Annotated in this window: 22 protein-coding genes and 1 tRNA gene; 7 read left to right on the top strand and 16 right to left on the bottom strand. The window is 73.2% G+C overall.

Annotated elements, in window-relative coordinates; all coding sequences use genetic code 11:
* Positions 1-167 precede the first annotated feature (167 nt).
* Both ACFVXG_RS32540 and metH read right to left on the bottom strand, forming a co-directional pair.
* Positions 168-872: an HAD family hydrolase gene (locus ACFVXG_RS32540; protein ID WP_387932664.1), complete on the bottom strand. Its 705-nt coding sequence runs from the start codon at positions 870-872 to the stop codon at positions 168-170.
* A 139-nt stretch (positions 873-1,011) separates the two neighbouring features.
* A complete protein-coding gene (gene metH, locus ACFVXG_RS32545; protein WP_387932666.1) occupies positions 1,012-4,521 on the bottom strand; it encodes a methionine synthase in 3,510 nt (1,169 codons plus the stop codon).
* 142 nt (positions 4,522-4,663) lie between these two features.
* Between metH and ACFVXG_RS32550 the strand changes: the two genes are divergently transcribed.
* A complete protein-coding gene (locus ACFVXG_RS32550) occupies positions 4,664-5,758 on the top strand; it encodes a hypothetical protein (protein ID WP_387932667.1) in 1,095 nt (364 codons plus the stop codon).
* A gap of 15 nt (positions 5,759-5,773) precedes the next feature.
* Here the strand turns inward: ACFVXG_RS32550 and ACFVXG_RS32555 are convergent, their stop codons facing one another.
* Positions 5,774-6,295 (bottom strand): SRPBCC family protein, encoded by a 522-nt coding sequence (locus ACFVXG_RS32555; RefSeq protein ID WP_387932669.1) that lies wholly within the window; start codon positions 6,293-6,295, stop codon positions 5,774-5,776.
* Positions 6,296-6,646: 351 nt separating this feature from the next.
* Here ACFVXG_RS32555 and ACFVXG_RS32560 point away from each other — a divergent pair, with 351 nt between their 5' ends.
* Positions 6,647-7,600, top strand: coding sequence for a PAC2 family protein (locus tag ACFVXG_RS32560; protein ID WP_387932671.1), 954 nt, complete (start codon positions 6,647-6,649; stop codon positions 7,598-7,600).
* Between the two features lie 104 nt (positions 7,601-7,704).
* Here the strand turns inward: ACFVXG_RS32560 and mshC are convergent, their stop codons facing one another.
* The 6 genes from mshC to ACFVXG_RS32590 form a co-directional block, all read right to left on the bottom strand.
* Entirely contained in the window at positions 7,705-8,934 is a 1,230-nt protein-coding gene (gene mshC, locus ACFVXG_RS32565) for a cysteine--1-D-myo-inosityl 2-amino-2-deoxy-alpha-D-glucopyranoside ligase (RefSeq protein ID WP_387932673.1), read from the bottom strand.
* 216 nt (positions 8,935-9,150) lie between these two features.
* Positions 9,151-9,993: a carbohydrate-binding protein gene (locus ACFVXG_RS32570; RefSeq protein WP_387932675.1), complete on the bottom strand. Its 843-nt coding sequence runs from the start codon at positions 9,991-9,993 to the stop codon at positions 9,151-9,153.
* A 127-nt stretch (positions 9,994-10,120) separates the two neighbouring features.
* Entirely contained in the window at positions 10,121-11,050 is a 930-nt protein-coding gene (locus tag ACFVXG_RS32575; protein WP_387932677.1) for an AraC family transcriptional regulator, read from the bottom strand.
* An 83-nt stretch (positions 11,051-11,133) separates the two neighbouring features.
* A complete protein-coding gene (locus ACFVXG_RS32580; RefSeq protein ID WP_387932679.1) occupies positions 11,134-12,006 on the bottom strand; it encodes an SCO1664 family protein in 873 nt (290 codons plus the stop codon).
* The gene (locus ACFVXG_RS32585; protein WP_387932681.1) at positions 11,976-12,545 is read right to left on the bottom strand and encodes a DUF3090 domain-containing protein; all 570 of its coding nucleotides are present in this window, start codon (positions 12,543-12,545) and stop codon (positions 11,976-11,978) included. Before ACFVXG_RS32585 ends, ACFVXG_RS32580 begins: the two co-directional genes overlap by 31 nt.
* Positions 12,546-12,811: 266 nt before the next feature.
* Positions 12,812-13,504, bottom strand: a complete 693-nt coding sequence (locus tag ACFVXG_RS32590; RefSeq protein ID WP_350507068.1) for an MSMEG_4193 family putative phosphomutase — start codon at positions 13,502-13,504, stop codon at positions 12,812-12,814.
* A gap of 170 nt (positions 13,505-13,674) precedes the next feature.
* On the opposite strand from ACFVXG_RS32590, the gene ACFVXG_RS32595 reads away from it, so the two are divergent.
* Entirely contained in the window at positions 13,675-14,664 is a 990-nt protein-coding gene (locus ACFVXG_RS32595; RefSeq protein WP_387932683.1) for a magnesium and cobalt transport protein CorA, read from the top strand.
* A gap of 52 nt (positions 14,665-14,716) precedes the next feature.
* Here ACFVXG_RS32595 and ACFVXG_RS32600 read toward each other — a convergent pair whose 3' ends face one another.
* Positions 14,717-15,763 carry an LLM class F420-dependent oxidoreductase gene (locus ACFVXG_RS32600; RefSeq protein WP_387932685.1) on the bottom strand — a complete coding sequence of 349 codons (1,047 nt, stop codon included), beginning with the start codon at positions 15,761-15,763 and terminating at the stop codon, positions 14,717-14,719.
* A 305-nt stretch (positions 15,764-16,068) separates the two neighbouring features.
* Here ACFVXG_RS32600 and ACFVXG_RS32605 point away from each other — a divergent pair, with 305 nt between their 5' ends.
* Both ACFVXG_RS32605 and ACFVXG_RS32610 read left to right on the top strand, forming a co-directional pair.
* Positions 16,069-17,049 (top strand): aldo/keto reductase, encoded by a 981-nt coding sequence (locus tag ACFVXG_RS32605; protein WP_387932687.1) that lies wholly within the window; start codon positions 16,069-16,071, stop codon positions 17,047-17,049.
* A 101-nt stretch (positions 17,050-17,150) separates the two neighbouring features.
* Positions 17,151-19,328, top strand: a complete 2,178-nt coding sequence (locus tag ACFVXG_RS32610; protein ID WP_387932688.1) for a helix-hairpin-helix domain-containing protein — start codon at positions 17,151-17,153, stop codon at positions 19,326-19,328.
* Between the two features lie 73 nt (positions 19,329-19,401).
* Here the strand turns inward: ACFVXG_RS32610 and ACFVXG_RS32615 are convergent, their stop codons facing one another.
* On the bottom strand, positions 19,402-20,001 hold the full coding sequence (locus tag ACFVXG_RS32615) for a hypothetical protein (RefSeq protein ID WP_387932690.1): 600 nt from the start codon (positions 19,999-20,001) through the stop codon (positions 19,402-19,404).
* A 363-nt stretch (positions 20,002-20,364) separates the two neighbouring features.
* Here ACFVXG_RS32615 and ACFVXG_RS32620 point away from each other — a divergent pair, with 363 nt between their 5' ends.
* On the top strand, positions 20,365-20,574 hold the full coding sequence (locus ACFVXG_RS32620; protein WP_033350848.1) for a DUF5703 family protein: 210 nt from the start codon (positions 20,365-20,367) through the stop codon (positions 20,572-20,574).
* 234 nt (positions 20,575-20,808) lie between these two features.
* On the opposite strand, the gene ACFVXG_RS32625 is transcribed toward ACFVXG_RS32620, so the two are convergent.
* The 3 genes from ACFVXG_RS32625 to ACFVXG_RS32635 form a co-directional block, all read right to left on the bottom strand.
* Complete coding sequence (locus tag ACFVXG_RS32625) at positions 20,809-21,663, bottom strand: chaplin family protein (protein ID WP_387932692.1); 855 nt, start codon at positions 21,661-21,663, stop codon at positions 20,809-20,811.
* 343 nt (positions 21,664-22,006) lie between these two features.
* Positions 22,007-22,249, bottom strand: a complete 243-nt coding sequence (locus tag ACFVXG_RS32630) for a chaplin (protein ID WP_387932693.1) — start codon at positions 22,247-22,249, stop codon at positions 22,007-22,009.
* 268 nt (positions 22,250-22,517) lie between these two features.
* Complete coding sequence (locus ACFVXG_RS32635; protein ID WP_350507060.1) at positions 22,518-23,849, bottom strand: M20/M25/M40 family metallo-hydrolase; 1,332 nt, start codon at positions 23,847-23,849, stop codon at positions 22,518-22,520.
* 291 nt (positions 23,850-24,140) lie between these two features.
* Here ACFVXG_RS32635 and ACFVXG_RS32640 point away from each other — a divergent pair.
* Positions 24,141-24,225: transfer RNA gene (locus tag ACFVXG_RS32640), tRNA-Leu, on the top strand.
* A gap of 144 nt (positions 24,226-24,369) precedes the next feature.
* Here the strand turns inward: ACFVXG_RS32640 and ACFVXG_RS32645 are convergent.
* Together ACFVXG_RS32645 and ACFVXG_RS32650 are read right to left on the bottom strand one after the other, a co-directional pair.
* A complete protein-coding gene (locus ACFVXG_RS32645; protein WP_387932696.1) occupies positions 24,370-25,038 on the bottom strand; it encodes a ScbR family autoregulator-binding transcription factor in 669 nt (222 codons plus the stop codon).
* A 296-nt stretch (positions 25,039-25,334) separates the two neighbouring features.
* Positions 25,335-26,021, bottom strand: a complete 687-nt coding sequence (locus tag ACFVXG_RS32650) for a TetR family transcriptional regulator (protein ID WP_387932797.1) — start codon at positions 26,019-26,021, stop codon at positions 25,335-25,337.
* Between the last annotated feature and the right edge of the window lie 55 nt (positions 26,022-26,076).

Genomic DNA, 26,076 nt, shown 5'->3' on the forward strand with positions numbered 1-26,076 from the left:
ACGGTCGTTGGGGGCATCACGGCGCGCCCGACGAGTTGTCAGTCAATGCCCGATTTCTCCCCGGTCGACCACCGGTGGAGACCCCGCCGGGCCGCTTACCGGCCGGTAGGGGCGGAAGGCAATGAGATGACAATCACATCCAGGGGGCGGCTTTCGGCCCCGTTCCGCTAGACCCGCGAGGCGACCAGCGACCGCAGCAGTTCGAGATCGACCTGCTCCAGCGAGGAGAGCACCAGCCGTCCGGGAGCCTCCTCGATCGGCGCCACCGAGGGCACCGCGATCACCGGGCAGCCCGCCGCCTCGCCCGCCCGCACCCCGGTCGGGGTGTCCTCGACCACCACGCAGCGGGCCGGCTCCGCGCCCAGCCGGCGGGCCGCCTCCAGGTACGGGTCCGGGAACGGCTTGGTACGCGGCACCTCGTCCCCGCCGATGGTGAAGGCGAAGCGCTCGGCGCCCAGCGAGCGCAGCACGATGTCGATCACGTGCCGGTGCGAGGCGGACACCAGCGCGGCCGGAATCCCGTGCGCGGCAAGGGTGTTGAGCAGCCGCTCGGCGCCCGGCATCAGCGGCACCCCGCCGGCCAGCAGGTCGACGAAGCGCTGGTTGACCAGCACCCCCAGGTCGGCCGGGGCGATGTCCACCCCGGTCCGGGCGACCAGGTAGTCCATCACCCTGGTCATCGGGCCGCCGACGACGTGCGCCCGGTCCTGCTCGTCCAGCCGGTGGCCCAGCTCGGCGAAGAGCGTGACCTCGGCCTGCCACCAGAAGTCCTCGGTGTCCACCAGCGTCCCGTCCATGTCCAGCAGCACCGCCTGAAGGCCCCGGTCGTACCCGTGGTCGAGCGCCTGGACGGCGGTGGAACTGGTGGTCATGGCGGGTCCTTCCGGCTGCGCCCAGGACGTTCCCGGGGATGGCACGGGCCGGCCCGCTGGTGAGCGGACCGGCCCGTTCAGGATCATCCAGCTTACGCCCGCTTCGCCCGGAAAGAGCGAACGGAGCAGGGCGTCAGGGTTACCGCGCGTTGAAGTACTTGGCCTCGGGGTGGTGGATCACGATCGCGTCGGTGGACTGCTCCGGGTGGAGCTGGAACTCCTCGGAGAGCACCACGCCGATCCGCTCCGGCTTGAGCAGCTCGGCGATCTTGGCGCGGTCCTCCAGCTCGGGGCAGGCCCCGTAGCCGAGCGAGAAGCGGGCGCCCCGGTACTTGAGCGCGAACATGTCCTTGACGTCCTGCGGGTCCTCGCCGGAGAAGCCCAGCTCGAAGCGGACCCGGGCGTGCCAGAACTCGGCCAGCGCCTCGGCCAGTTGAACCGAGAGGCCGTGCAGCTCCAGGTAGTCGCGGTAGGAGTTCCCGGCGAACAGCTCGTTGGCCGCCTCCGAGATCCGGTTGCCCATGGTGACCACCTGGAGGCCGACCACGTCCCGCTCGCCGGACTCCTCCGGGCGGAAGAAGTCCGCCAGGCAGAGCCGGCGCCCGCGCCGCTGGCGGGGGAAGGTGAAGCGGGTCCGCTCGGTGCCGTCCTCGTGGAAGACGATCAGGTCGTCGCCCTTGGAGTTGGCCGGGTAGTAGCCGTAGACCACGGCCGCCTCCAGCCAGCCCTCGGTCTGCAGCCGGTCCAGCCAGGCCCGCAGCCGCGGCCGGCCCTCGGTCTCCACCAGCTCCTCGTAGGACGGGCCTTCGCCGCTGCGCGCGGCCTTGAGGCCCCACTGGCCCTTGAACAGCGCGTCCTCGTCCAGCCAGGAGGCGTAGTCGGCGAACGGGATGCCCTTGACGATCCGGTCGCCCCAGAACGGCGGGCTGGGCAGCGCGTTGTCCAGCGCGACGTCCGAGCGGATCTGGCCCAGGTTGACCTCGGGCTCCGGCTCCGCCACCTCGACCCTGGCGTGCCGGCGCTGCTTGAGCTCCGGCAGGGCCGCGCCGGGCACGCCGCGCTTGACCGCGATCAGCGCGTCCATCAGCCGCAGGCCCTCGAAGGCGTCCCGGGCGTAGCGGACCTCGCCCTCGTAGATCTCGTGCAGGTCCTGCTCCACGTAGGCGCGGGTCAGGGCGGCGCCGCCGAGGATCACCGGGAAGCTGGCGGCCAGCTTGCGCTGGTTCAGCTCCTCCAGGTTCTCCTTCATGATCACGGTGGACTTCACCAGCAGGCCGGACATCCCGATCACGTCCGCCTTGTGCTCCTGCGCGGCGTCCAGGATCGCCGAGACCGGCTGCTTGATGCCCAGGTTGACCACGTTGTAGCCGTTGTTGGACAGGATGATGTCGACCAGGTTCTTGCCGATGTCGTGGACGTCGCCCTTGACGGTGGCCAGCACGATGGTGCCCTTGCCCTCGCTGTCGGACTTCTCCATGTGCGGCTCCAGGTGGGCCACCGCGGTCTTCATCACCTCGGCGGACTGGAGCACGAACGGCAGCTGCATCTGGCCGGAGCCGAACAGCTCGCCGACCACCTTCATGCCGGACAGCAGGGTGTCGTTGATGATCTCCAGCGCCGGGCGCGCGGTCAGGGCCTCGTCCAGGTCGGCCTCCAGGCCGTTGCGCTCGCCGTCGATGATCCGGCGCTGCAGCCGCTCGTCCAGCGGGAGCGCGGCCAGCTCCTGCGCCTTGGAGGCCTTGACCGAGGCGGTGGAGACGCCCTCGAACAGCTCCAGCAGGCGCTGGAGCGGGTCGTATCCGTCCCGGCGGCGGTCGTACACGAGGTCCAGGGCGGCCTCGCGCTGGTCCTCGGGGATCCGGGAGATCGGCAGGATCTTGGAGGCGTGCACGATCGCCGAGTCCAGGCCGGCCTCCACGCACTCGTGCAGGAAGACCGAGTTGAGCACCACGCGGGCGGCCGGGTTGAGGCCGAAGGAGATGTTCGACAGGCCGAGGGTGGTCTGCACCTTCGGGTGGCGGCGCTTGAGTTCGCGGATCGCCTCGATGGTCTCGATGCCGTCCCGGCGGGACTCCTCCTGGCCGGTGGCCAGGGTGAAGGTGAGGCAGTCGACCAGGATCGAGCCCTCGTCGATGCCGTAGTCGGCGGTGAGTTCGGCGATCAGCCGCTCGGCGATCTCGACCTTCAGGTCGGCGGTGCGGGCCTGGCCCTGCTCGTCGATGGTCAGCGCGATCAGGCCGGCGCCGTGCTCGCGGGCCAGCGAGGCGATCTGCCCGAAGCGCGAGTCGGGGGCGTTGCCGTCCTCGTAGTTGACCGAGTTGAGCACCGCGCGGCCGCCGAGCGCCTCCAGGCCGGCCCGCAGCACGGGCGGCTCGGTGGAGTCCAGCACGATCGGCAGGGTGGAGGCGGTGGCCAGCCGGCCCGCGATCTCCTTCATGTCGGCGACGCCGTCGCGCCCGACGTAGTCGACGCACAGGTCCAGCAGGTGGGAGCCGTCCCGGATCTGGTCCCGGGCGATCTCCACGCAGGCCTGCCAGTCGCCGGCCAGCATCGACTCGCGGAACTTCTTCGAGCCGTTGGCATTGGTGCGCTCGCCGATCGCCAGGTACGAGGTGTCCTGGCGGAACGGCACCGCCTGGTACAGCGAGGAGGCCGCGGGCTCCGGCTGCGGCTCGCGCCGCACGATCGGACGGCCCTGGACCCTCTCCACCACCTGGCGCAGGTGCTCGGGGGTGGTGCCGCAGCAGCCGCCGACCAGCGAGAGGCCGTACTCCCGGGTGAACACGTCGTGCGCCTCGGCCAGTTCGGCCGGGGAGAGCGGGTAGTGGGCGCCGTCCTTGCCGAGCACCGGCAGGCCCGCGTTCGGCATGCAGGACAGGCCGATCCTCGCGTTCTTGGCCAGGTAGCGCAGGTGCTCGCTCATCTCGGCCGGGCCGGTGGCGCAGTTGAGGCCGATGTAGTCGACGCCGAGCGGCTCCAGCGCGGTGAGCGCGGCGCCGATCTCGGAGCCGAGCAGCATGGTGCCGGTGGTCTCCACCGTGACCTGCACCAGCACCGGGAGGTCCAGCCCGGCCTCGGCCAGGGCGCGCTTGGAGCCGAGGATCGCGGCCTTGGTCTGCAGCAGGTCCTGGCTGGTCTCCACCAGCAGCGCGTCGGCGCCGCCCGCGATCAGGCCGGCCGCGTTCTGCTGGAAGCCGTCGCGCAGCGTCTCGTACGGGGCGTGGCCCAGGGTCGGCAGCTTGGTGCCGGGGCCGATCGAGCCGAGCACCCAGCGGGTGCGGCCGTCGGCGGCGTGGGCGTCGGCCACCTCGCGGGCGATCCGGGCGCCGGCCTCGGACAGCTCGAAGATGCGCCCGGCGATCTCGTACTCGCCCAGGGCGGAGAAGTTGGCACCGAAGGTGTTGGTCTCGACGCAGTCCACGCCCACCGCGAAGTAGGCCTCGTGGACGGAGCGCACGATGTCCGGCCGGGTGATGTTGAGGACCTCGTTGCAGCCTTCGAGGTTCTGGAAGTCCTCCAGCGTCGGGTCCTGCGCCTGGAGCATGGTGCCCATCGCTCCGTCGGCCACCACCACCCGGGTGGCGAGCGCTTCACGCAGCGCGTTCGCGCGACTCTGCTGAGTGATGGACGGGTCGGCTGCAGTGGCCATGGGGCGTCTCCCTGGTGCGACGGCTGTCGGCTTTGCGGGCCCGCTTGCTCGGGCCCACACGTGGCCAGGGTATCCGGCCCGCGGCCCGGCCTGCCGTGCATTCCGTATCCTGAACGCTCGACCGCAAGGGGGGAGCAACCGCGTGGCCCGATTCGGGACCGGCGCGCGGCGGATCGGGCGGGCCGCGACGGCTCCGTTCCGGGCGCTGCGCGACCGCTGGAGGCGCTGGTCCTGGTGGCGCCGGGCCCTGCTCGCGCTGGTGCTGGCGGCGGCCGTGCCGGTCGCCGCGCTGGGCTCCGTGTTCATCGCGATCCGACTGCACTACTCGGGTGAACCGGCCGCCGAGGCCCGCACCCGGGGCCGGGACGCCGTCTGGCTCGGCCACGCCTGGGTGGACGGCCGCAAGACCGACGCCGACATCGCCGCACTGGCCCGGCAGCTGGCCGGCACCGGCGTGCGCGACCTGTACGTGCACACCGGCCCGCTGGAGCACGACGGCTCGCTGCCGCCGTCCGTCCACCCGCAGGCCCGCTGGTTCACCGAGGCCGCCCACCGGGCGCTGCCCGGGGTGCGGCTGCAGGGCTGGCTGGGCGACGAGGTGAAGCCGGAGCGGGACGCCCTGGACCTCGACGACGCGCCCACCCGGGACCGGATCACCGCCGCCGCCGGCCAGGTGCTGGACCAGGGCTTCGACGGCGTGCACTTCGACATGGAGCCGATCCGCCCGGGCAACGCCGGCTGGCTGGCCCTGCTCGACCAGGTCCGCCCGGTGACGGCCGCCCGCGGCGCGAAGCTGTCGGTCGCCGCCCCGCAGATCGACCCGGTGCCCGGCCTGCACACGGCCGGCATCCTGCTCACCGGCCACGGCAAGTGGTGGGACCAGGAGTACTTCCGCGCCACCGCCCGCCGGGTCGACCAGATCGCGGTGATGACCTACGACACCTCGATGCCGACCGAGCCGCTGTACGGCGGCTACGTCGCCCAGCAGACCGAACTGGCCCTGGAGGCCACCCCGGCGGACGTCGACCTGCTGATCGGGCTGCCGTTCTTCTGGGACGACAAGCCCGGCCACCACGGCGACGCCGAGACCGTCCCGGCGGCCGTCCGCGGCGTCCGGCTGGGCCTGGGCCGCCAGGACCTGAACCGGGCCGACTTCGGGGTCGCGCTGTACGTGGACTTCGCCGCGACGCCGGAGAACTGGGCAGCGTACCGCCGGGGCTGGGTGGACGCCTCGTAGGCCCTGCTGGGGCGCTCAGGCGGCCATCCGGTGGGCCAGGGCGCCCAGGTAGCGGTGCACGGTGGCGTCCTCGCCGGACAGGTAGTGGGCGACGGCCCGGTACAGCGGCTTGCGGACCTCGCCGTGCTCGGTGACGGTCAGCGAGCAGCCGGGCCCCGCCGGGGTGAGCCGGTACGTCCAGGTGCCGCCGTAGGGCAGGTCCGGGTCGGCAATGCCGGTCACCAGGCGGTGCGGGGCCTCGCTGGCCACCACCTCGTAGGTGGTGTGCCCGTGCCGGTCGTACTCGCGCCAGCGCGGTCGGCCGCCGGCCCCGGCGGGCAGCCGCTCGACGTGGGTGAGGCCCGGGCGCCAGGCCGGGTACAGGTCGATGTCGGTCAGCACCTCCCAGACCGCGCCGGGCGGCTGGGCGAGTTCCAGCCCGCCCTCGGTGACGTGCTCGACCGGCAGCCGGCGCCCGGCCCGGTCCGCCGCCAGCAGCGCGGTCCCGGCCAGCGCCGCCGCGCCCGCACCCGCGCCGATCCACAGCCATCGGTTCATCGGTCGGCCCCTTCCGCCCGGCCCCCGCCCCCATCATCGCGCCGCCGCGCCCGGCACGCCCCCTGACCCTGCGTGCCCGGTCAGGCACCGTGGGTCCGCCCCGGGCCGCCTGACGCTCGGTCAGCCGTCGCGGGCCGGATATCCGCTGGATCATGGCGGCCCGCTCCCCCAGACTGTCCCGGTGCCCGGCCGCCATGCGCATCAAAGCCCGTAGGCTGGGCAGGTAGGGACCATGGAGCGAGCCGTTCCATGGGAGACGAGAGGTTCGACAGGCGGGTGCCGGCCCGTCGTTGCCCCGGCAGGCCAGCCGAGGCGGTGCCGGTCCGACCGCCGACCGGAGGGAGACGCTGGGTGATCGAGTTGGAAGATGTTCCCGAGTTGATCGACCCGGTGATGGTCTGCGCCTTCGAGGGGTGGAACGACGCGGGCGACGCCGCCTCCGCGGCCCTGGCGCACCTGGACGACACCTGGGGCGGCAAGGTGTTCGCCGCCCTGGACGCCGAGGACTACTACGACTTCCAGGTCAACCGTCCGACGGTCTGGCTGGACGGCGGCGTCCGCCGGATCACCTGGCCGACCACCAGGCTCTCGGTGGTCCGGGTGACCGAGCCGGTGACCAGGGACGTGGTGCTGGTCCGCGGGATCGAGCCCAGCATGCGCTGGCGCTCCTTCTGCAACGAGCTGCTCGGCTTCGCCCACGAGCTGGGCGTCGAGCTGGTGGTGATCCTGGGCGCACTGCTCGGCGACACCCCGCACAGCCGCCCGGTGCCGGTCAGCGGGGTCACCTCGGACCCGGACCTGGCCCGTCGGCTGGACTTGGAGGAGAGCCGCTACGAGGGCCCGACCGGGATCGTCGGGGTGCTGCAGGAGGCCTGCACCCACGCCGGGGTGCCGGCCGTGACGCTGTGGGCCGCGGTGCCGCACTACGTCGCCCAGCCGCCCAACCCCAAGGCCACGCTGGCGCTGCTCAACAAGCTGGAGGACCTGCTGGACCTGCGCATCCCGCCGGGCGAGCTCGGCGAGGACGCCCGGGCCTGGCAGTTGGGCGTGGACCAGCTGGCCGCCGAGGACAGCGAGGTGGCCGAGTACGTCCAGCAGCTGGAGGAGGCGCAGGACACCGCGGAGCTGCCGGAGGCCTCCGGGGACGCGATCGCGCGCGAGTTCGAGCGCTATCTGCGCCGCCGGGAGAACGTCGGCCCGACCGGCGAGAAGCCGGTGTCCGGGCACGCGACGGCGGAGCGGCCGGCCGAGCCGGAGGGACCGGGCACGACCCGGGAGAGCCAGGAGGGGGCCGAGGAGGAGTAGTCCTCACCGACTCCGCCCCCGGCCCTCGCGGGCCGGGGAACGCCGAAGGGGCGCCGGGACTCGAAGTCCCGGCGCCCCTTCGGCGTTGCTGTGCTCGACCCGACCTACAGCGCGACGCCGAGCAGGGCGTCCACCGTGCGGGACACCAGGCCGGGCGCGCCGATGTCGGTGCCGCCCGCGGTCTCCTGCTGGGCGGCCCAGCGGTCGACGGCGGCCAGCGCGGCGGGCGCGTCCAGGTCGTCCGCCAGCGCCGTGCGGATCTCGGCGAGCAGCTGCTCGGCGGCCGGGCCGTCCGGCCGGGAGACGGCGGCCCGCCAGCGGGCGAGGCGCTCGACGGCCTCGTCCAGGACGGCCTTGGTCCACTCCCAGTCCGCGCGGTAGTGGTGCGAGAGCAGCGCCAGGCGGATCGCCGCCGGGTCGACGCCCTCGCGGCGCAGGGCCGAGACGAAGACCAGGTTGCCGCGGGACTTGGACATCTTCTGGCCGTCCAGCGCGACCATGCCGGCGTGCACGTACGCCTTGGCGTACGGGTGCGAGCCGGTGGCGGTCTGGGCGTGCGAGGCGCCCATCTCGTGGTGCGGGAAGGACAGGTCGCTGCCGCCGCCCTGGATGTCGAAGGTCATGCCCAGGTACTGCAGGGCGATGGCGACGCACTCGATGTGCCAGCCGGGGCGGCCGTGGCCGAGCTCGGTGTCCCAGGCGGGCTCGCCCGGGCGGGCGGCCAGCCAGAGCAGGGCGTCCAGCGGGTTGCGCTTGCCGGGGCGGTCCGGGTCGCCGCCGCGCTCGGCGAAGACCGGGCGCATGGCCTCGCGGGTGAGGCCGGAGACCTCGCCGAAGTGCGGGTCGGCGTCGACCGAGAAGTAGATGTCCTCGTCCACCTTGTAGGCGGCGCCGGAGGCCAGCAGCTTCTGGACGATCGGGACGATCCACGGGATCGACTCGACGGCGCCGACGTAGTGGGCCGGCGGGAGCAGCCGCAGGGCGGTCATGTCCTCGCGGAACAGGGCCGTCTCGCGCTCGGCGAGGGCCACCCAGTCCTGGCCGGTCTCGACGGCACGCTGCAGCAGCGGATCGTCCACGTCGGTCACGTTCTGGATGTAGAGGACGTCGTGGCCGGCGTCCTTCCAGACCCGCTGCACCAGGTCGAAGGCGTTGTAGGTGGCGGCGTGGCCCATGTGGGTCGCGTCGTAGGGAGTGATGCCGCAGACGTAGATCCGGGCGGTGCCGTCCTGCGGCACCACCTCGCGGACCGTACCCGCTGCGGTGTCGAAGATACGGAGGGGAAGCCCCTGACCAGGCAGGGCGGGAACCTCGGAGGCGGGCCAGGCATGCATGGGATCGACTTTAACCTTGAGAACATTTGAAAGCCTAACCAGTAACAAAGATCGACTGGATTCGCTTCCTGTCATTGCCCGACCGCTTCCCGACTGATAAAGCGCGTTCCGTTCCGGGCTTATGACTCGATCTGTTCGTTTGCGGACACGGGTGAGCGCCCGGTCGACCCTGCCGCCGACCGGGCGCCCGGCTCCCCTGGCAAACGACCGGAGCCGCTACGACCGCTGCCAGAGGGCCGGCACGTTCGGCGGCTCCCAGCCCGCCATGGCGGTGTGCGCCTGGAGGCAGACGTAGGAGGCGCCGGAGTAGGTGACGCGGTCGCCCGCGTTGTACGCCCGGCCGGCCGTCCAACTGCCGCCCGGCGGCGTGCTGGGCCCGCCGGTCGGGGTGGCGGTGGGCGTGGGCGTGGGCGTCGGGCTCGGGGTGCCCGGGGTCTGGGGCACGTCCAGGACGAAGTCGTAGGTGGCGGTCTCGCCGGGCCCGTTCTGCTGGACGTTCATCAGCAGCCGGGCGTCGAAGATGGTGTCGGTGTTGTTGCGCGGCTCGCCCGGGAAGTAGAGCTGGGTGGTCAGGATCGGGCGGCCGGGGGCCTGGAGCTTGACGTGCAGGTGCCGGGTGCGGCCCGGGTAGAGGCCGGGGGCGATGGTGTCCAGCCGGTACGCGCCGTTGGCGTCGGTGAACTGGTGGCCGCGGAAGGTGTAGCCGGCGTTGTCGTAGTTCCCGCCGTCGTCGGCCTGCCAGAAGTCCAGCAGCACACCGGAGATGGGCCGACAGGCGCGGCCGAAGACGTAGCCGCTGACGCTCAGCCGGGTGCCCGGGCCGTCGTCCACCATCGAGCTGCGCAGCGGGGAGTCGGGTTTGAAGTACGGCCCCTCGGTCTGCTCGATGGTGGGGTCGTCTCCGTCGTGGCACTCGGGGGTCAGGCCGGGGGTGCGGCCGGTGCCGGCCTGCTCCCGGGCCAGGGCGACTCCGCCGCCGACCAGCAGCGGCGCGACTCCGAGCGCGGCGGCGGCCTTCAGGACGGTCTTGCGGCTGATCATGCCGTCGGACGGGGGCATGCGCCGTCTCCTTCCGGTGGATCCTTCGCTGGGGGTGGGGGTGGCCCTTGCCTTGGTGGGGGCATGACAAGGGCCGAACCGGCCGCCGTCCGCGCGCTGGCCCGACCGCCGGTGGCCAGTAGTGACGTTACGGACCGTCCGGAGCGACGGCGATGGACATGATCCGGGGATCGTGGTGATTTCCGTCGACCCGGGCCCGGAACTCCCCCGGGGTCATCCCGGTCTCCCGCCGGAAGAAGCGGCAGAAGTACGCCGGGTCCGCGAAGCCCGCCTCCTTGGCGACCTGACGTATCGTCAAATCCGTGCAGGCGAGCAGCCGTTTGGCCTCCAAGGTCTGCTGCCGGCGGATCAGTCCGCCCGGGGTGCGGCCGGTCGCCTGCTTGACCAGGGTCTGCAAGTGCCCCGGGGAGACGCCGAGTTCCTGGGCGGTGGAGGCGACCGAGTGCCGCACTCCGCCCGGCTTGGCGATCAACCGGGTGAAGGCGGCGGCCAGTTCGGCCGGCCGGGTCGGGACCGCGGGCCGGTCGTCCGGGGTGCAGGCGCGCAGCGCCCGGACGATCAGGATGTGCAGACTGGCCCGCAGCACGCCCTGGTAGCCGGGCGCCCTCGTCAGGTACTCCTGCTCCATGTCGGCGAGCAACCCGGCGATGGCACCGGCCTGTTCGCCGAGCACGATGGCGGGGCGGGTGGCCAGGGCGCGCAGCGCGGCGAGGTCCTGCGGGTGGCCCAGCAGGAAGTCCTCGTTGAACAGGACGACCCGGCCGGCGAGCCCTTCCAGGTCCGCCCAGTGGTGCACCTGGCCGGGTGTGATCACGCACAACTGCGGTGGCGCCAGCGGCCGGTGGACCAGGTCCAGGACGTGGGCGCCGTGGCCGCCGGTGACCAGGACGATCTCGTGGAAGGAGTGGCGGTGGGGGAAGGTGGCCCGGGAGAGCGGGCCGATCGCGTCGAAACTGCCGATCGCGAAGGGCAGTACGTGGGGCAGTGGGACCTGCAGGCGGTGCAACGGCAGGTCCGGCGCGGTTCGGGGGGTGGGGGTGGTCCGTCGCACGTCCATCGGAGCAGTGTGCGACCTGTTCCGGCGACAGGTCCAGACCACCGGCCGCCGTGCCGTCCTGCACCGCCCCGTCGGAACCTCTGTCACACCGGCGGCCAGGGGATCGCGGGCCAGTCCTGCGACGGCAGCGGGTGCCGGCCCGAACCGCGCAGCCCGGCCACCCGGGCGCGGGTGGCGTCCAGTTCGGCGGCGGTCAGGTGCGGGGCCAGCCGCTCGGCCAGCGCCCCCTCCAGCTGCTCGGCCAGCCCGGCCAGCACCTCCAGCGCCTCGGCGGGCAGCGGGTCGCCCGCCCAACCCCAGAGCAGGGTCCGCAGTTTGCCCTCGGTGTTGAAGGTGACGCCGTGGTCGATGCCGTACACCCGGCCGTCGGCGGCCGGAATCAGGTGGCCGCCCTTGCGGTCGGCGTTGTTGAGCACCGCGTCCAGTACGGCGAGGCGGCGCAGCCGCCGGTCGTCGTGGTGCACCAGCAGCGCGGTGCGGCCGCCCTCGACCTCGGCCCGGACGATCGGCAGCCAGCCCTCCTCCGGGCCCGCCGGGTCCTGGAGCGCCAGCAGCGGCTCGGCCTCCGGGTCCGGCTCGACCCACAGCTGCACCATGCCCGGCCCGTGCGGCCCGTCGCGCAGCACGGTCGGCGGGATCAGCCCCCAGCCGGTCGCCGCGGACACCTCGTACGCGGCGACCTCGCGCCCGGCCAGCGTGCCGTCCGGGAAGTCCCACAGCGGGCGCTCCCCGGCCACCGGCTTGTAGACGGCCTGGGCGCTCAGCCCGTCGTGCTCGACGGTGCAGTACAGCGCGGCGTTGGAGGCCTCGGTGAGGCGGCCGTGCACGGTCAGCCCGCCCCGGCGCAGCAGGGCGAGGGCGGTGGGCACGTCGGCGGCGAGGGCGGCGGCCGCGGCCGGGTCGGCCTGCGGCGGGGTCTCGGTGTTCAGCGCCGGTAGCCGTTCGCGCGCGGGCACAGGTGGCCCTCCGGGTCGAGCGGCAGGTTGCAGAACGGGCAGGGCTTGCGGCCGGCCGCGACCAGGTCCAGCGCACGCTTGGCGAACACCCGGGCCATCGCGCCGGAGAGCCGCACCCGCAGCATGTCCGGGCCGTTCTCGTCGTCCTGGAAGACCGGCTCCTCGCCGTCCTCCTCCTCGTCCGCCTCCACCAGCGCCTGGGCCTCGACCACCAGGCAGGCGTCCACGCTGTCCCAGGCCAGGGCCATGGTGCCGACCCGGAACTCCTGCTCCAGCGGGAGGTCCAGCGGGGCGGTGTCGAGCAGGTCCTTGGGCGCGGCGGCCGGGATGGCGGAGTCGCCCCCGCTGCGCCGCAGCGCCTCGTCCAGGACCTCCTCGATCCGCTCGGCGAGGGCGGCGACCTGGTTCTTCTCCAGCAGCACGCTGGTGATCCGGCCCCGGGCGCTGGCCTGCAGGTAGAACGCCCGGGCGCCGGGCTGGCCGACGGTGCCGGCCACGAACCGTTCGGGCTGGTCGTAGAAGAAGACCTGACGGGGCACGCTCTAGCTCCGGATCGTGTCGGTCGGTGCGGATCCGCCATGGGGGATCGCGGGGTTGTCCAGCTGGGCGGGTGGTCGAGCGGGTGGTCCAACTGCGGGGCACTCACCAGTCACCCTACGACCTCCGGGCCCCGGTCGGGGAGCCGAGCCGGGGGCCGCGGACGGGGTGGCACCCGCGGGCCCGGGCGGTGTCGCGCGCCGTCCGGGCGGGGTGTGCGGGGCGGTCCGGGGGTGCCGGGCGGGGCGTGCCCGGCGGGCGGCGCCGCTCAGGCCGTGCCGCCGACCACCGCATCGCCGGCCGGGGTGGCCGGGGCGGCGGAGGGCTTGGGGGCCAGCGAGGAGAGGTCGCCGGTGTCGCCCATTCTGAGCACGAAGGGCCGGTGCGGGGTGTAGCGGATCGCGGTGACCGAGCAGGGCTCGACGCTGATCCGCTGGAAGTGGTCCAGGTGCAGGCCGAGCGCGTCGGCCACCACCGCCTTGATCACGTCCCCGTGCGAGCAGGCCAGCCAGACCGCGTCCTCGCCGTGCTCGGCGGCGATCTTCGCGTTCCACTCCCGGACCGCGTCGACCGTACGGTGGCTCAGTTCGCGCAGCGACTCGCCGCCCGGGAAGGCCGCCCCGGCGGCGTGGTCCTGCACCGTGCGCCAGAGCGGCTCCTTGGCCAGCTCGGCCAGCGGGCGGCCGGTCCACTCGCCGTAGTGGCACTCCCCCAGCCGCTCGTCCTCGGCGGGTGCGCCCAGCTCGGGGCGGGCGGCGAGCAGCGGCTCCAGGGTCTGCCGGCAGCGCTCCAGCGGACTGCTGACGGCGCGTGCCAGCGGGACCCCGGCCAGCCGCCCGGCCAGCGCGGCGGCCTGCGCGCGCCCGGTGTCGTCCAGGTCCACGCCGGGGGTCCAACCGGCCAGGATCCCGGCGGTGTTCGCGGTCGAGCGGCCGTGACGGACGAGCAGCAGGGTGGGCATGGGGCTTAGCCTACGGCCTCCGGAGTCCGCCGTGGAGTGCGGTTGGGCGACCGGTGGCCGGGGTCCGTACGCGGGGTTCGTCGCGCGAAGCCCGTCGCGCGGGGCTCGCCTCCGCCCGCCAGCCCGGCTCCCGGCCCGCATCCCGGCCCGGCGGGCGCCCCCGGGTGACAATGGCCCGCATGATCGTCCACTGCGCCGCGTACCGGGACGGCCGCCGGCTCGGGGCCTCCGAGGACCTGACCGACTCGCTCACCGCCGCCCGCGAGGCCGGGCCCGGAGCCTTCGTCTGGATGGGCCTCTTCGAACCGACGACCGAGGAACTCGACCGGGTCGGCAAGGAGTTCGCGCTGCACCCGCTGGCCGTCGAGGACGCCGTCAGCGCCCACCAGCGCCCCAAGGTCGAGGCCTACCAGGGCTCGCTGTTCGTCGCCCTCAAGACCCTCGGCCACCACGCCGACACCCGCGCCGTCACCTGCGGCGAGGTGATGGTCTTCCTCGGCCCGGACTTCGTGATGACCGTCCGGCACGGCGAGGACACCCCGCTCAGCGGCCTGCGGGCCCGCCTCGAACAGCAACCCGAACTGCTGCGCTACGGGCCCAGCTCGGTGCTGCACTCGGTCTGCGACACGGTGGTGGACGGCTACGTCGAGGTGGCCACCGCGCTCCAGGTCGACCTGGACGAACTGGAGGCGGACGTCTTCGCCCCCGGCCGGGTCGGCCGCGACACCGCCGGGCGGATCTACGGCTACAAGCGCCAGGTGATGACCGTCCGCCGGGCCGTCTCCCCGCTGCTGGAGCCGATGCTGCGGCTGGAGCGCGGCGCCCCCTTCGTCCAGCCGGAGACCGCCCCCTACCTGCGGGACGTCGCCGACCACCTGGCCCGGGTGAACGACCAGGTGGACGGCATGGACCGGCTGCTGTCCGACATCCTCGGCGCCAACCTGGCGCAGGTGAGCGTGCAGCAGAACAACGACATGCGGAAGATCTCGGCCTGGGCGGCGCTGGCCGCCGTACCGACCATGATCGCGGGCGTGTACGGGATGAACTTCGACGACATGCCCGAACTCCACGAGCCCTGGGGGTACCCGGCGGTGCTGTCGCTGATGGCGCTGGTCTGCGTGGTGCTGCACCGGGTGTTCAAGCGACACGACTGGCTGTAGTGCCGCTCGGCCCCGTCCGGCGGATCAGGCGAGTCCGGCCCGCTTCATCGGATCAGGCGAGTCCGGCCCGCTCCAGCGCCTCGACGCCGGTGCGCAGCGCCTGGATCCGCTCGTCCAGGGTGAAGCCGGACGGGGCCAGGGTCAGCGTGGTGACGCCGGCGTCGGCGTAGGCCTGCATCCGGTCGGCGATCCGGGCGGTGTCGCCGATCAGCGAGGTGGCGTCGATCAGGTCGTGCGGGACGGCGGCCGCGGCGCCCGCGTAGTCCTTGGCCAGGTACTTCTCCTGGATCTCGTCGGCCGCCTGCTCGTAACCCATGCGCCGGGTCAGCTGGTTGTAGAAGTTCTTCTCCTTGCTGCCCATGCCGCCGATGTAGAGCGCGGCGTAGGAGCGCAGGCCGTCGACCCCGGCCTTGATGTCCTCGCCGACCGCGATGTTCACGGTCGGGCAGAGGTCGAAGCCGTCCAGCGTCCTCCCGGCCTTGGCCCGGCCGGCCGTGAGCGCGTCGAGGGACAGCGCGGAGTGCTCGGGCGAGAAGAAGATGCCGAGCCAGCCGTCGGCGATCTCGCCGGTCAGCTCCAGGTTCTTCGGGCCGATCGCGGCGATGTACAGCGGGATCTGCTCGCGCACCGGGTGCACGGTCAGCTTGATCGGCTTGCCCGGCCCGCCGGGCAGCGGCAGGGTCCAGTGCGCGCCCTCGTGCACCAGGCGTTCGCGGGACATCGCCTTGCGGATGATCTCCACGTACTCGCGGGTGCGGGCGAGCGGCTTGTCGAACTTCACGCCGTACCAGCCCTCGGAGACCTGCGGGCCGGAGACGCCGAGGCCGAGCCGGAAGCGGCCGCCGGACAGGGTGTCCAGGGTCGCGGCGGTCATCGCGGTCATCGCCGGGGTGCGGGCCGGGATCTGGAAGATGGCCGAACCGACGTCGATCCGCTCGGTCTTCGCGGCGACGAAGCTCAGCACCGTCGCGGCGTCCGAGCCGTACGCCTCCGCCGCCCAGCAGACCGAGTAGCCGAGCCGGTCGGCCTCCTGGGCCACCGCGATGTTGTCGGCGTCCATGCCGAGTCCCCAGTAGCCGAGGTTGATGCCGAGTCGCATGTGCCGAACCTTCCAGTCGGGTGGGCCCGGTGGCCAGTCGGGCGGGCGTCGTGGCCGGTCGGGCGGGCGTGCCAGCACGTCGGGCGGGACCTGCCGGCGAGCGTAACCGCGTCCGCACCGGTCATGCTACTGACGGGTAGTGGTGGTCTGGGTCACACCGGCCGCATTGATCGTTCTGCGGGTCTGCGCCCCTGCCCGGGGACCGGCCGCTACGCTCAGCCGACGTGGGGAGCGCACTCCCCACCTGCGCGTTTACCGGGGCTACCGGGGCCACCGGTACCACCGGCCAGTGGAGGGCCCGTCCGATGGAAAAGCGTCACCTCGGCCGTACCGGCCTACAGGTCTCCCGCCTCGGTCTCGGCACCATGACCTGGGGCCGTGACACCGACGAGCACGAAGCCGCCGAGCAGCTCAAGGAGTTCGTCGACGCCGGCGGCAACCTGGTCGACACCGCCGACGTGTACGCCGACGGCGGCGCCGAGTACCTGATCTCCCGCCTCACCGACAGCCTCGTCCCCCGCTCCGAACTCGTCATCGCCACCAAGGCGGGCAGCGTCCCGGAGTCCGCCCGCCGGTTCGACTGCTCCCGCGGCCACCTGCTCGCCGCCCTGGACGCCTCGCTGCGCCGGCTCGGCACCGACTACGTCGACCTGTGGCAGGTGCACGCGTTCGACCCGACGACCCCGGTCGAGGAGACCCTCAGCGCCCTCGACATCGCCGTCTCCTCCGGCCGCGCCCGCTACGCCGCGGTCTGCGACTTCAGCGGCTGGCAGCTGGCCAAGGCCGCCACCTGGCAGCGCGCCCACCACGACCGGATGCCGCTGGCCGCGGCCCAGTTGGAGTACTCGCTGCTCCAGCGCGGCATCGAGCGCGAGGCGCTGCCCGCCGCCCTCGACGCCGGGGTCGGGATCCTGGCCGGCTCGCCGCTCGGCCGCGGGGTGCTCACGGGCAAGTACCGGCACGCCGTCCCGCAGGACTCGCGCGGCGCCTCGCCCTACCTGTCCGGGTTCGTCCAGCCCTACCTGGGGGAGCGCTCCCGGCGGATCGTGGACGCCGTCGCCACCGCCGCGGACGGGCTCGCCAGCAGCCCGCTCGCGGTCGCGCTGGCCTGGGTCCGGGACCGTCCCGGGGTGGCGAGCGCGCTGGTCGGGGCGCGCACGGTGGCACAGCTGCAGGCGGCACTGTCAGTGGAGGCGCTTACGCTTCCGGGTGAGATCCGCGGCGCGCTGGACGACATCTCGTCGCCGGTGCACCGCTACCCGGACCAGGGGTGGACGGAACTGTAGCCCCGGGGTCGGGTGGTCGAGCGGAACGTGCAGCGCAGGACATGCGGTGCAGAACGTGCGGTGCAGAACGTGCAGTGGAGTGAGCTTTGGAGCGGACGACGATGAGTGGCACGGGCAACGGCGCTCCGGAGGAGGCTGCGGCGGCGCCCGACAAGGCGGCGATCGCGGACATCGTGGCGCGGATCCGCCGGATCGAGCAGCAGGAGGCGAAGCCGGGGGCGCACCGGCTCGGGCCCTCCGCGCCGAAGACTGCCGAGCCGGCGGAGGCTGAGTCGGTGGAGTCGGAGTCGGCGGGGTCCGAGCCCGAGGGCTCTGAACCCGAGGGTGCTGGGCCCGACGCGGGTGAGGTGCCGGCGGTTCCTCCGGCCGCCGCCCCGGCGGCTCTGGCTGCCCCGGCCGCTCCCCCGGTCGCCCCGCCGATGCGAACCGCCGCGCCGAGCGAGGACGTGCTCCAGGAGACCGTCGAGGTGCTGACCGCCGGTGGCGCCCCCGCCGATCTGGCGGCCGCCGCGGTGGCCGCCTTCGGCGACGGCGCCGCCGAGCGGCTGCGCGCCGACCCGTGGGCGGTCCTCGGGCTGCCCGGGGTGCGCCCCGAGCACGCGGACCACTTCGCCCGCGGGCTGCTCGGCGCCGAGGCCGGCCCGGACGACGCCCGCCGGGCCCAGGCCCTGGTGGTCTGGCTGCTGGAGCAGGCGGCGCTGCGCGGGCACTCCGCCCAGGAGTTGTCCGAGGTGGCCGCCGGGCTCGAACGGCTCCGGATGCCGGAGCCGGCCGCCGCGGTCCAGCACGCCGTCGCCGACGGGCGGGTGCTGCCCTTCCAGGAGGAGCTGAGCGGGCCCGAGGCGCAGACGGCCGGCGGCGACGAGGACGAGCCGCCGACCCGGACGCTGCTCGCGCTGGAGGGGCTGGCGATGGCGGAGGACAGCCTCGCCGAGAAGCTGCTCCAGCTGATGGCCACCTTCGTACCGGGCGAGGACGTCGAGGAGCAGGACACCGAGGAACCGTCGACGGAGACGGATTCGGAGCCTGATTCGGAGGCGGGCGCCGAGTCGAGCCCGGAGTCGGGCGCGGAGGCTGAAGCGCCCGCTTCCCCCGGCCCCGCCGCCTGGGCGGCCGCCGCCGAAGCGGCCCCATCCTCCTCGGCGACCGCCCTGATCCGGGCCGTCGCCGAGAGCGCCCTGGTGCTGCACACCGGAGGTGAGGCCGCCCGGGCCGAACCGGCCGCGCTGCTCGCCGCCGCCCAGGGGCTCGGGCTGCGCGCCTGGGGCGCCACCTGGACCGACCAGGGCCGGGACTCCTTCGACGCCCTCGTCTCGGCCGAGACCCCGGTGGTGACCCTCGCCGAGCTGCTGTCCGGCACGGCCGGCCCCGGCCGCGCCACCGACGGCACGCTCGCCCTGGACCTGCTGGTCGTGCTGGACGCGCCGCTGCTGGACGTCGAACTGGCCGCCACCGTCCTGGAGTCGCTCGCCGACGGCACCCGACTGGTACTCAGCGGGGATCCCGGGCAGCTCTGGTCGGCCGGCCCCGGCCGGTTCTTCGCCGACCTGCTGGCCGCCAAGGCCTGCCCGGCGGTGGCCTCCCGCACCCCGGACTTCGGCCCGATCGGCGAGCTGGTCTCCGGCGTCGGCGTCGGCGAGCTGCAGCCGGTCGAGGCGCCGGAGAAGGAGGTGGTCATCCTCACCGCCAAGGACGGCGGCGAGGCCGTGCACCGCGCCGTACAGCTGCTCACCGACTCCATCCCGCGCGCGCTCGGCATCCCCGCCGAGCAGGTGGTGCTGCTCACCCCGGGCCACGGCGGCCCGGCCGGCACCCGCGCCCTGAACGCCGCCGCGAAGGCCCGGCTGAACCCCGGCCCCGGCCGGTTCGGCGGGTTCGACCCGGGCGACCGGGTGGTGGAGTCCCCCGCCCCGGGGATCACCCGCCCGGCCCGGGTGCTGGACGGCGACGCCACCGGACTGCACCTGGAGTACCCGGACGGCTCCCGCCGGACCGTCCCGCCCGCGGAGGCCGGCCGGCTGCGGCACGGCTGGGCGCTGACCGTCCACCAGGCGCTGGGCCGCCGCTGGCCCGCCGCGGTGGTCGTGGTCCCGGAGGACGCCGGGCCGGCGCTCTCCCGGCAGTGGGTCTACACGGCCTTCGGGCGCGGCGAGCGGCACCTGTCGGTGGTCCACGCGGCGGGCCCGGCGCTCGCCCAGGCCGTCGCCGAGCGCCCGGCGCAGCCGCGCACCACCCGGCTGAGGGCGCTCCTCGCGGAGAACGCGGTCGTCGAGGACTGATCCGCCCTACTAGCGGACGCGTGAAGGGCGGGCCCGGAGTCCCCGGGCCCGCCCTTCGCGCGTTCGTCCGATGTCAGTCGTCCGGGTCCTCGTCGTCGTAGACCTCGCTCACGTCGAACCGGCAGATCAGCAGCTGCGGGTCGGCGTGCTCGAAGGGCTCCGGCAGCCACTCCCCCGGATCGGTCGGCTCGGTCGCCGCGACCCAGAGCGTCGAGTCCGCCTCCTCCAGGCCGAACTCCTCGCTGCGGGCGGCGATCTCGTCCGGCTCGTACTCGCCGAACAGCACGCCGATCGCGGCGTTCACGCCGCCGGCGCCGCCCGGGGTCAGCGACTCGTCCAGCCGTTCGGCCTGCGCGCGCAGCCGCTCGGGGTCGACCACGTGGTAGTCGCGGCGGATCAGCACGCTGATCGCCTCGGGCTGTTCCGGGCCGTGGTAGCCGCCCGGCCCCTCGTCACCGGGGATCTCGAAGGGGGTGACCTCGTCGTAGACCTCGTACAGGAGTTGGTCGTAGGCGATGGCCGCCGTGGCGAGCTGCTCGTAGGCAGTCGTCACGGCGGGATCATCAGCTGCGTTGGGGCTTGACACCGCTTCCAGATGACGGTCGATGGCGGCCTTGACCGCCTCAGCGGCGGCGCGTACCTCGGCAATGGTGGGCTGCGCGGCATCAGACATGGTGCAGACGCTATCTCCCCGCGGCGCCGGTACGCACAGCGGTTGTCACCTACACCCGCGATTTCACCGCAACTTCCCCCCCGATGTCCGATTTCGTGCGGTCTGTCCACCGGCAGAACCGGCGCGGGGCGGGCGCAGAGGGCGCGCAGCCGGTCCGGCGGGGCCGTCCGGGTGCCGCTTCGCGCGCCGGTATCGGGGTATCCCCTCCACAGCAGCAACAGAACTGATGCACTGTCAGACGAGCGTCCGGGCCGGGAGCCGTCGAACCGCCGCACCGGAGCGGGAGGTCGGCCGGAAATACCCGGGCCGAGTGTCCGGGGCAGGCCGTAGGCTTGCGTGCAGGTGATCCTCAGGAGGAGCGTTTTGACCCCACCGAAGCCGGTCCGGCAGCCGGAGTACGAGTACCAGTCGCTGCGCATGCCGCGCGGCACCACGCGCAACGCGGCACGCCAACTGCTCACCGAGCACGCCGAGTACGGGCACTGGGAGCTCGACCGGCTGAGATTGTTCCCCGACGGCAGCCGGACTGTCCGGTTGAAGCGGCGGATCATCCGGCAGGTCCGGAGCTGGTGACGGGCGGCGGCGCCTCGTCCCGAGTCGAACGCACGCCGGGCTTTCACGCACCCGCGGCCACCCGATCACCGGGCGGCCGCGGGTGCTTCTGTTCGTCGGCGGGTCGCTTCACCCACGGGGGCCGCTGAGCGGTCGGGGGGCACAGCGGGTGGGTTCGGCCCGCGGGCTCAGCTCACGGACGCAGCTCGCATGCTCAGCTCGCGTGCTCAGCTCGCGGGGGTCGGACGAGCCGACTCAGCGGGCGCCGGCGCGGGCACGGCGGTAGAGCACGCCGCCGCCGATCAGCAGCGCGAGCCCGGCGGCGCCGAGCATCTCGACGTCACCGGCGCCGGTGTGGGCGAGCTCGCTGTTCGCGGCGACGTTCTGCGCGGCGGGCGCGGCGGGCGCGGCCGGGGCGTTGGTGCGGGCTGCGGCCGGCACGGCCTGGGTGCCGCCGTTGCTCGACGGCTGGGCGGCCGGGGCGCTCGGGGTGGCACTGGTGGACGAGCCGCCGTTGCGCGGGTTGCCGGCGCCGGTGTCACCACCGGTCGACGGCGGGGTGGAGGGGGCGTGACCCTCGGGGCAGTCGTCGGTCGGCTTCGGGGCGGCATGGGTCGCGGTGACGCAGTCGTTGCCGAAGGCCGGGTTGCCGACGCCGACCACGTTCACGGAGTTGCCGCAGGCGTTGACCGGGACGTGCACCGGGGCCTGGACGCTGTTGCCGGCGATCACGCCGGGCGAGCCGGCCGCGGTGCCACTGGCGGCGGCCCCCGAGGCGGAGGAGCCGCGGGTGGCACCCGCGGCGGAGCCGGCACTGTCACCGGAGTGGCCGCCCTGGGCCGGCCGCGGGGCGGCGTGGCGACCGCCGCTGACGTTGGCGCAGTGGTTGCCGAACGACGGGTTCAGCGCTCCGATCACATCGACCGTGTTGCCACAGGCGTTGACCGGCACCTCGATCGGCACCTGTACCGAGTTGCCCGAGGCGACACCCGGTGATCCCGCGGCTCCCCCCTGCGCCTCGGCGGCCGCGTAGGCGTAGCCGGCGGTCGAGGCCAGCACGCTGCCGGTGGCCACGGCAGTGAGGATCCCCTTCTTGGCTACATTCCTCATGATTTCCCCTGACGTATTCGAGACGGCGTGGCGACCTTGGCATGAACCCGTATGAAAGTCGGAATTTCCGTATATCCGGAAATCGCGCAAGGCCTTTGACTGCACAGGAGTTAACGAGGGGCAAACGGGGAGGTTGAGCCGAACGACGCAGCTTCACCCGATCGAGCGATCGTGGCGTTCGAACGTTGTCGAGCCCTCCGCCGTGCCCCTGAACCGCCGTGCCCCTGAACCGCCCCGCCCCTGAACGGAGCCCGGGCACGCGAAGGCCCCCGGTGCGGCGCGTCCGCCGCCCGGGGGCCGTACCGAGCCGGGCTCAACGGGCCTCAGCGGCCCGGAGACCGACTCAGACGTTGGCGCAGTGGTTGCCGAACGCCGGGTTCAGCACGCCGATCACACTGACGGTGTTGCCGCACAGGTTCAGCGGCACGTGGACCGGGACCTGGATCTGGTTGCCCGAGACGACACCCGGGGAACCCGCGGCCACACCCTCGGCACCGGCACCGCCGTGAGCGGACGCGACACCGGCGGCGGCGAGCACCAGGCCACCGGTGGCGGCGGCGACAGCGGCGATCTTCTTGACCTTCATCATTCCTCCTGTATGGACAACGCAACCCGTTCGGCGGGCTGCACAGGGATGAACGACGCTGCGGCAAACGGGGTACGGAGTGGATTTCCCATTCACCCTCAACGGTGATGCTTCGCACAGACGACCGGCTTGGAATTACGGGAAGAATCGTTTCTGTTGATCGCTTTCCACCCGTCCCACAATCATGCGCTCCGACAATGCGGTCGGCCCGCCCCCGGCACTACGGGAGCGGGCCGACCCAGTCGCCTGATCAGCGGGCCGCTGAGGTTCAGCAGGCGTCGATGAAGCGGTCCAGCACCCGGACGCCGAACTTCAGCCCGTCCACCGGCACCCGCTCGTCCACACCGTGGAACATCCCGGCGAAGTCCAGCTCCGGCGGCAGCTGCAGCGGCGCGAAGCCGAAGCAGCGGATGCCGAGGTCCTGGAAGGACTTGGCGTCCGTCCCGCCCGACAGGCAGTACGGCACCGCGCGGGCGATCGGGTCCTCCGCGCGCAGCGCGGTCTGCATCGCCTCGACCAGCGCGCCGTCGAAGTCGGTCTCGATCGCCCGGTCCGAGTGCAGGCTCTCCCGCTTCACGCGCGGGCCGAGCACGCTGTCCAGCTCGGCGAGGAACTCCTCCTCGTAGCCGGGCAGGAAGCGCCCGTCCACGTGGGCGGTGGCCTGACCGGGGATCACGTTCACCTTGTAGCCGGCGCCGAGCATGGTCGGCTGGGCGGTGTTGCGGAACGTGGTGCCGATCATCTTGGCGATGCCGCCGAGCACCCGGACCACCTCGTCCATGTCCTCCGGGTCCAGCCGGTACCCGAGCACGTCCGACAGCTCGTCGAGGAAGGCCCGCACGCTGGGGGTGATCCGCAGCGGGAACTTGTGGCGGCCGAGCCGGGCGACGGCCTCGCACAGCTCGGTGATCGCGTTGTCGTCGTTCGCCATCGAGCCGTGGCCGGCCCGGCCCTCGACCGTCAGGCGCATCCAGTGCATGCCCTTCTCGGCCGTCTCCACCAGGTAGAACCGGGCCTGGTCGTTGACGGTGAAGGAGAAGCCGCCGACCTCGCCGATGCCCTCGGTGACGCCCTCGAACAGCTCCGGGTGCTTGTCCACCAGGAAGCGGGCGCCGTACGTGCCGCCGGCCTCCTCGTCCGCGAGGAAGGCGAGCACCAGGTCGCGCGGGGGCTTGCGGCCGGTGCGCAGCCGGTCGCGGACGACCGCGAGGGTCATCGCGTCCATGTCCTTCATGTCGACCGCGCCGCGGCCCCAGACGCAGCCGTCGGCGATCTCGCCGCCGAAGGGGTCGTACGTCCAGTCCGCGGCGTTGGCCGGCACCACGTCGGTGTGGCCGTGGATCAGCAGGCCCGGGCGGGACCGGTCCTCGCCCTCGATCCGGACGACGGTCGAGGCCCGCCCCTTGGCCGACTCGAAGATCTGCGGCTCGATCCCGAACTCGGCGAGCTGCTCGGCCACGTACTCGGCCGCCTTGCGCTCACCCGGGCCGGACCCGTCCCCGTAGTTGCTGGTGTCGATCCGGATCAGATCGCGACAGATCTCGGCGACCTCCGACTCAGCCGTCACCTTCGGCGCCGCCGACTCGCTCCGCTCGCTCACGGTCACTCCTCGTCTTGGGCCCGCACCGACGCACCAGCGCGCCACCCCCGGGATCTGCTCCCGGGCCGTACGAGCACGTCCGCCCATCCTCCCCCAGCCCTCGATCCCGATCCACCCCCCGCACGCCCTCGAAACCCGCTGGTCACACCCCCGCCACAGGCCGCCCCTTGCCCCCGCCACCAGCCCGGCTGTCCGCTCCGGAGCCGTTTTGGGACCCCAAGCCGATCTTTGCTACAGTTACATCTGTCAGCGCGACGGACGAGAGATCGGAAGCCGCGAGGGCGACACCTAGTCCGGGTGGCGGAATGGCAGACGCGCTAGCTTGAGGTGCTAGTGCCCTTTATCGGGCGTGGGGGTTCAAGTCCCCCCTCGGACACCGACGAGAGAACCCCAGTTGATCTGGGGTTCTCTTTGTTTTCCGGGGCTTCGCGCGACTGCCTCGGCCATTGCGGCCACCCGTGACACACCGCAGCGGGGCCGTCACGCCGAGGGGCAGGATCGGCTCGGGATGGTGGGCCGCTCAGGGGCGGGCGCGCAGTGCGGGGAAGAGGGTGTCGCGCACCTCGCGCCAGCGCTCGGTGAAGTCGGCGCGGCCGTGCAGGTTGTGGGAGATGTGCTGGGCGCCGAAGAAGGCCGCGACGGCGACCCGGGCGGCGACGTCCGGATCCATGTGCGGGGCCAACTGCCCCTGGTCCCGGGCCTCGTGCATCAGGGTCGCGATCAGGTTGGTCCAGTCGACGTAGGGCAGCGGCAGTTCGACGTCGACGGCGCCGCGCTCGTTCTGCAGCCTGGTGCCGGCCTGCATGATCGGGTCGTCCAGGAACGCGACGCTGGCCGCGTTGAACATCTCGATCGCGGTGTCCAGCGGGGACAGTCCCTTGCCGCGGACCGCCTCCAGCGTCACCGGCCAGCGCGAGTACAGCTCGTCGACGACCGCGATGGCGAGGGCCTGCTTGTTGGGGAAGTGGAAGTAGACGGCGCCCTTGGTCATCGCGACCTCGTCCGCGACGTCCTTGATGCTGGTCTGCTGGTACCCGCGTTCGGCGAAGATCCGTGCCGCGCAGTGCAGGATCTGCCCCCGCGTCCGCTCGGCCCGCTCCTGGCGCAGCATCGGGCCGGTCGCCCCCGGGAGTCGGGCCGCCGGGGCGGGCCACAGCGACTCCACGGCAGTGCCCTCGTTCTGACTCACTGTTCGCCTTTCCTCTCTCACACCCCGGCACGGGCGGTCACCTGACGTGGCCCTCGCCCGCGGACGGGGTGGCACCACCTTAGGGAAAGGCGGACCGCCGGGGAGAACACACCCGTGCGTCCGCCTCCGCCGGCTTCACCGTGTGCATCGGGGCGGCTGTCGCCCCAACCCGGCGGCGGCGAGCGGAAGATGGTGGTGACGGTCCGTCAAGATGCTGTGCGGACGCGTGAGTTGTGAGGAGCGGCCGAGGCTGCGGAGGAATGGCCGAGGAGGAATAGCCGAGGCCGAGGCCGTCGTCAGGCCCGGCGGGTGTCGCCGATGGCGCTCTCGATGCCCTGGACCATCCGCCAGAGCGGGGCCCGGCGGCTGGCGACCAGCACCACCACGTCATCGGCCGCGTCCTCGCCCTCCGGGGCGGCGTCGGCCGGGCGGTCGCTCCAGGTGGAGGTGACGAAGGCCATCGCCGCGTCCACCTCGGCCACCCAGTCGCTCTCGCCGCCCGAGCGCAGCCAGGTGCGCAGGGCGTGGTTGTGCGCGGCGACCACGGCGGCGGCGATCACATCGGCGCGCAGCGGGCCGTCCGGGCGGTCGGCGTAACGGCCGCGCAGGTAGGCGGCGAGGGTGTGCTCGTAGCGCCAGACCACCGACAGCTCGTACGCGCGCAGGCCGGGGACCTTGCGGGTGAGGCGGTAGCGCTGGACGGAGAAGGAGGGCTGCTCGGCGTACATCCGCAGAACCAGGCGGGCCGCCGCGCAGGCGTGCTTGACCGGGTCCTCCTCGCCGGTGCCGGACTCCAGGAACTCGGTCATCTCGGCGAGGCTGCGTTCGTGGTCGGGGAAGACCACGTCCTCCTTCGCCGGGAAGTAGCGGAAGAAGGAGCGCCGGCCGACACCGGCGAGCGAGACGATGTCGTCGACCGTCGTCTGCTCGAAGCCGCGCTCCAGGAAGAGCTCGAAGGCGGCGGCCACCAGCGCCTCGCGCATGGCCGGCTTCGAGGGCCCGTCGTTCATGGGCAGGTCCTGCTCTTCCTTCTCGCTC

The organism is Kitasatospora sp. NPDC058162, assembly GCF_042884005.1.
GTDB lineage: Bacteria > Actinomycetota > Actinomycetes > Streptomycetales > Streptomycetaceae > Kitasatospora.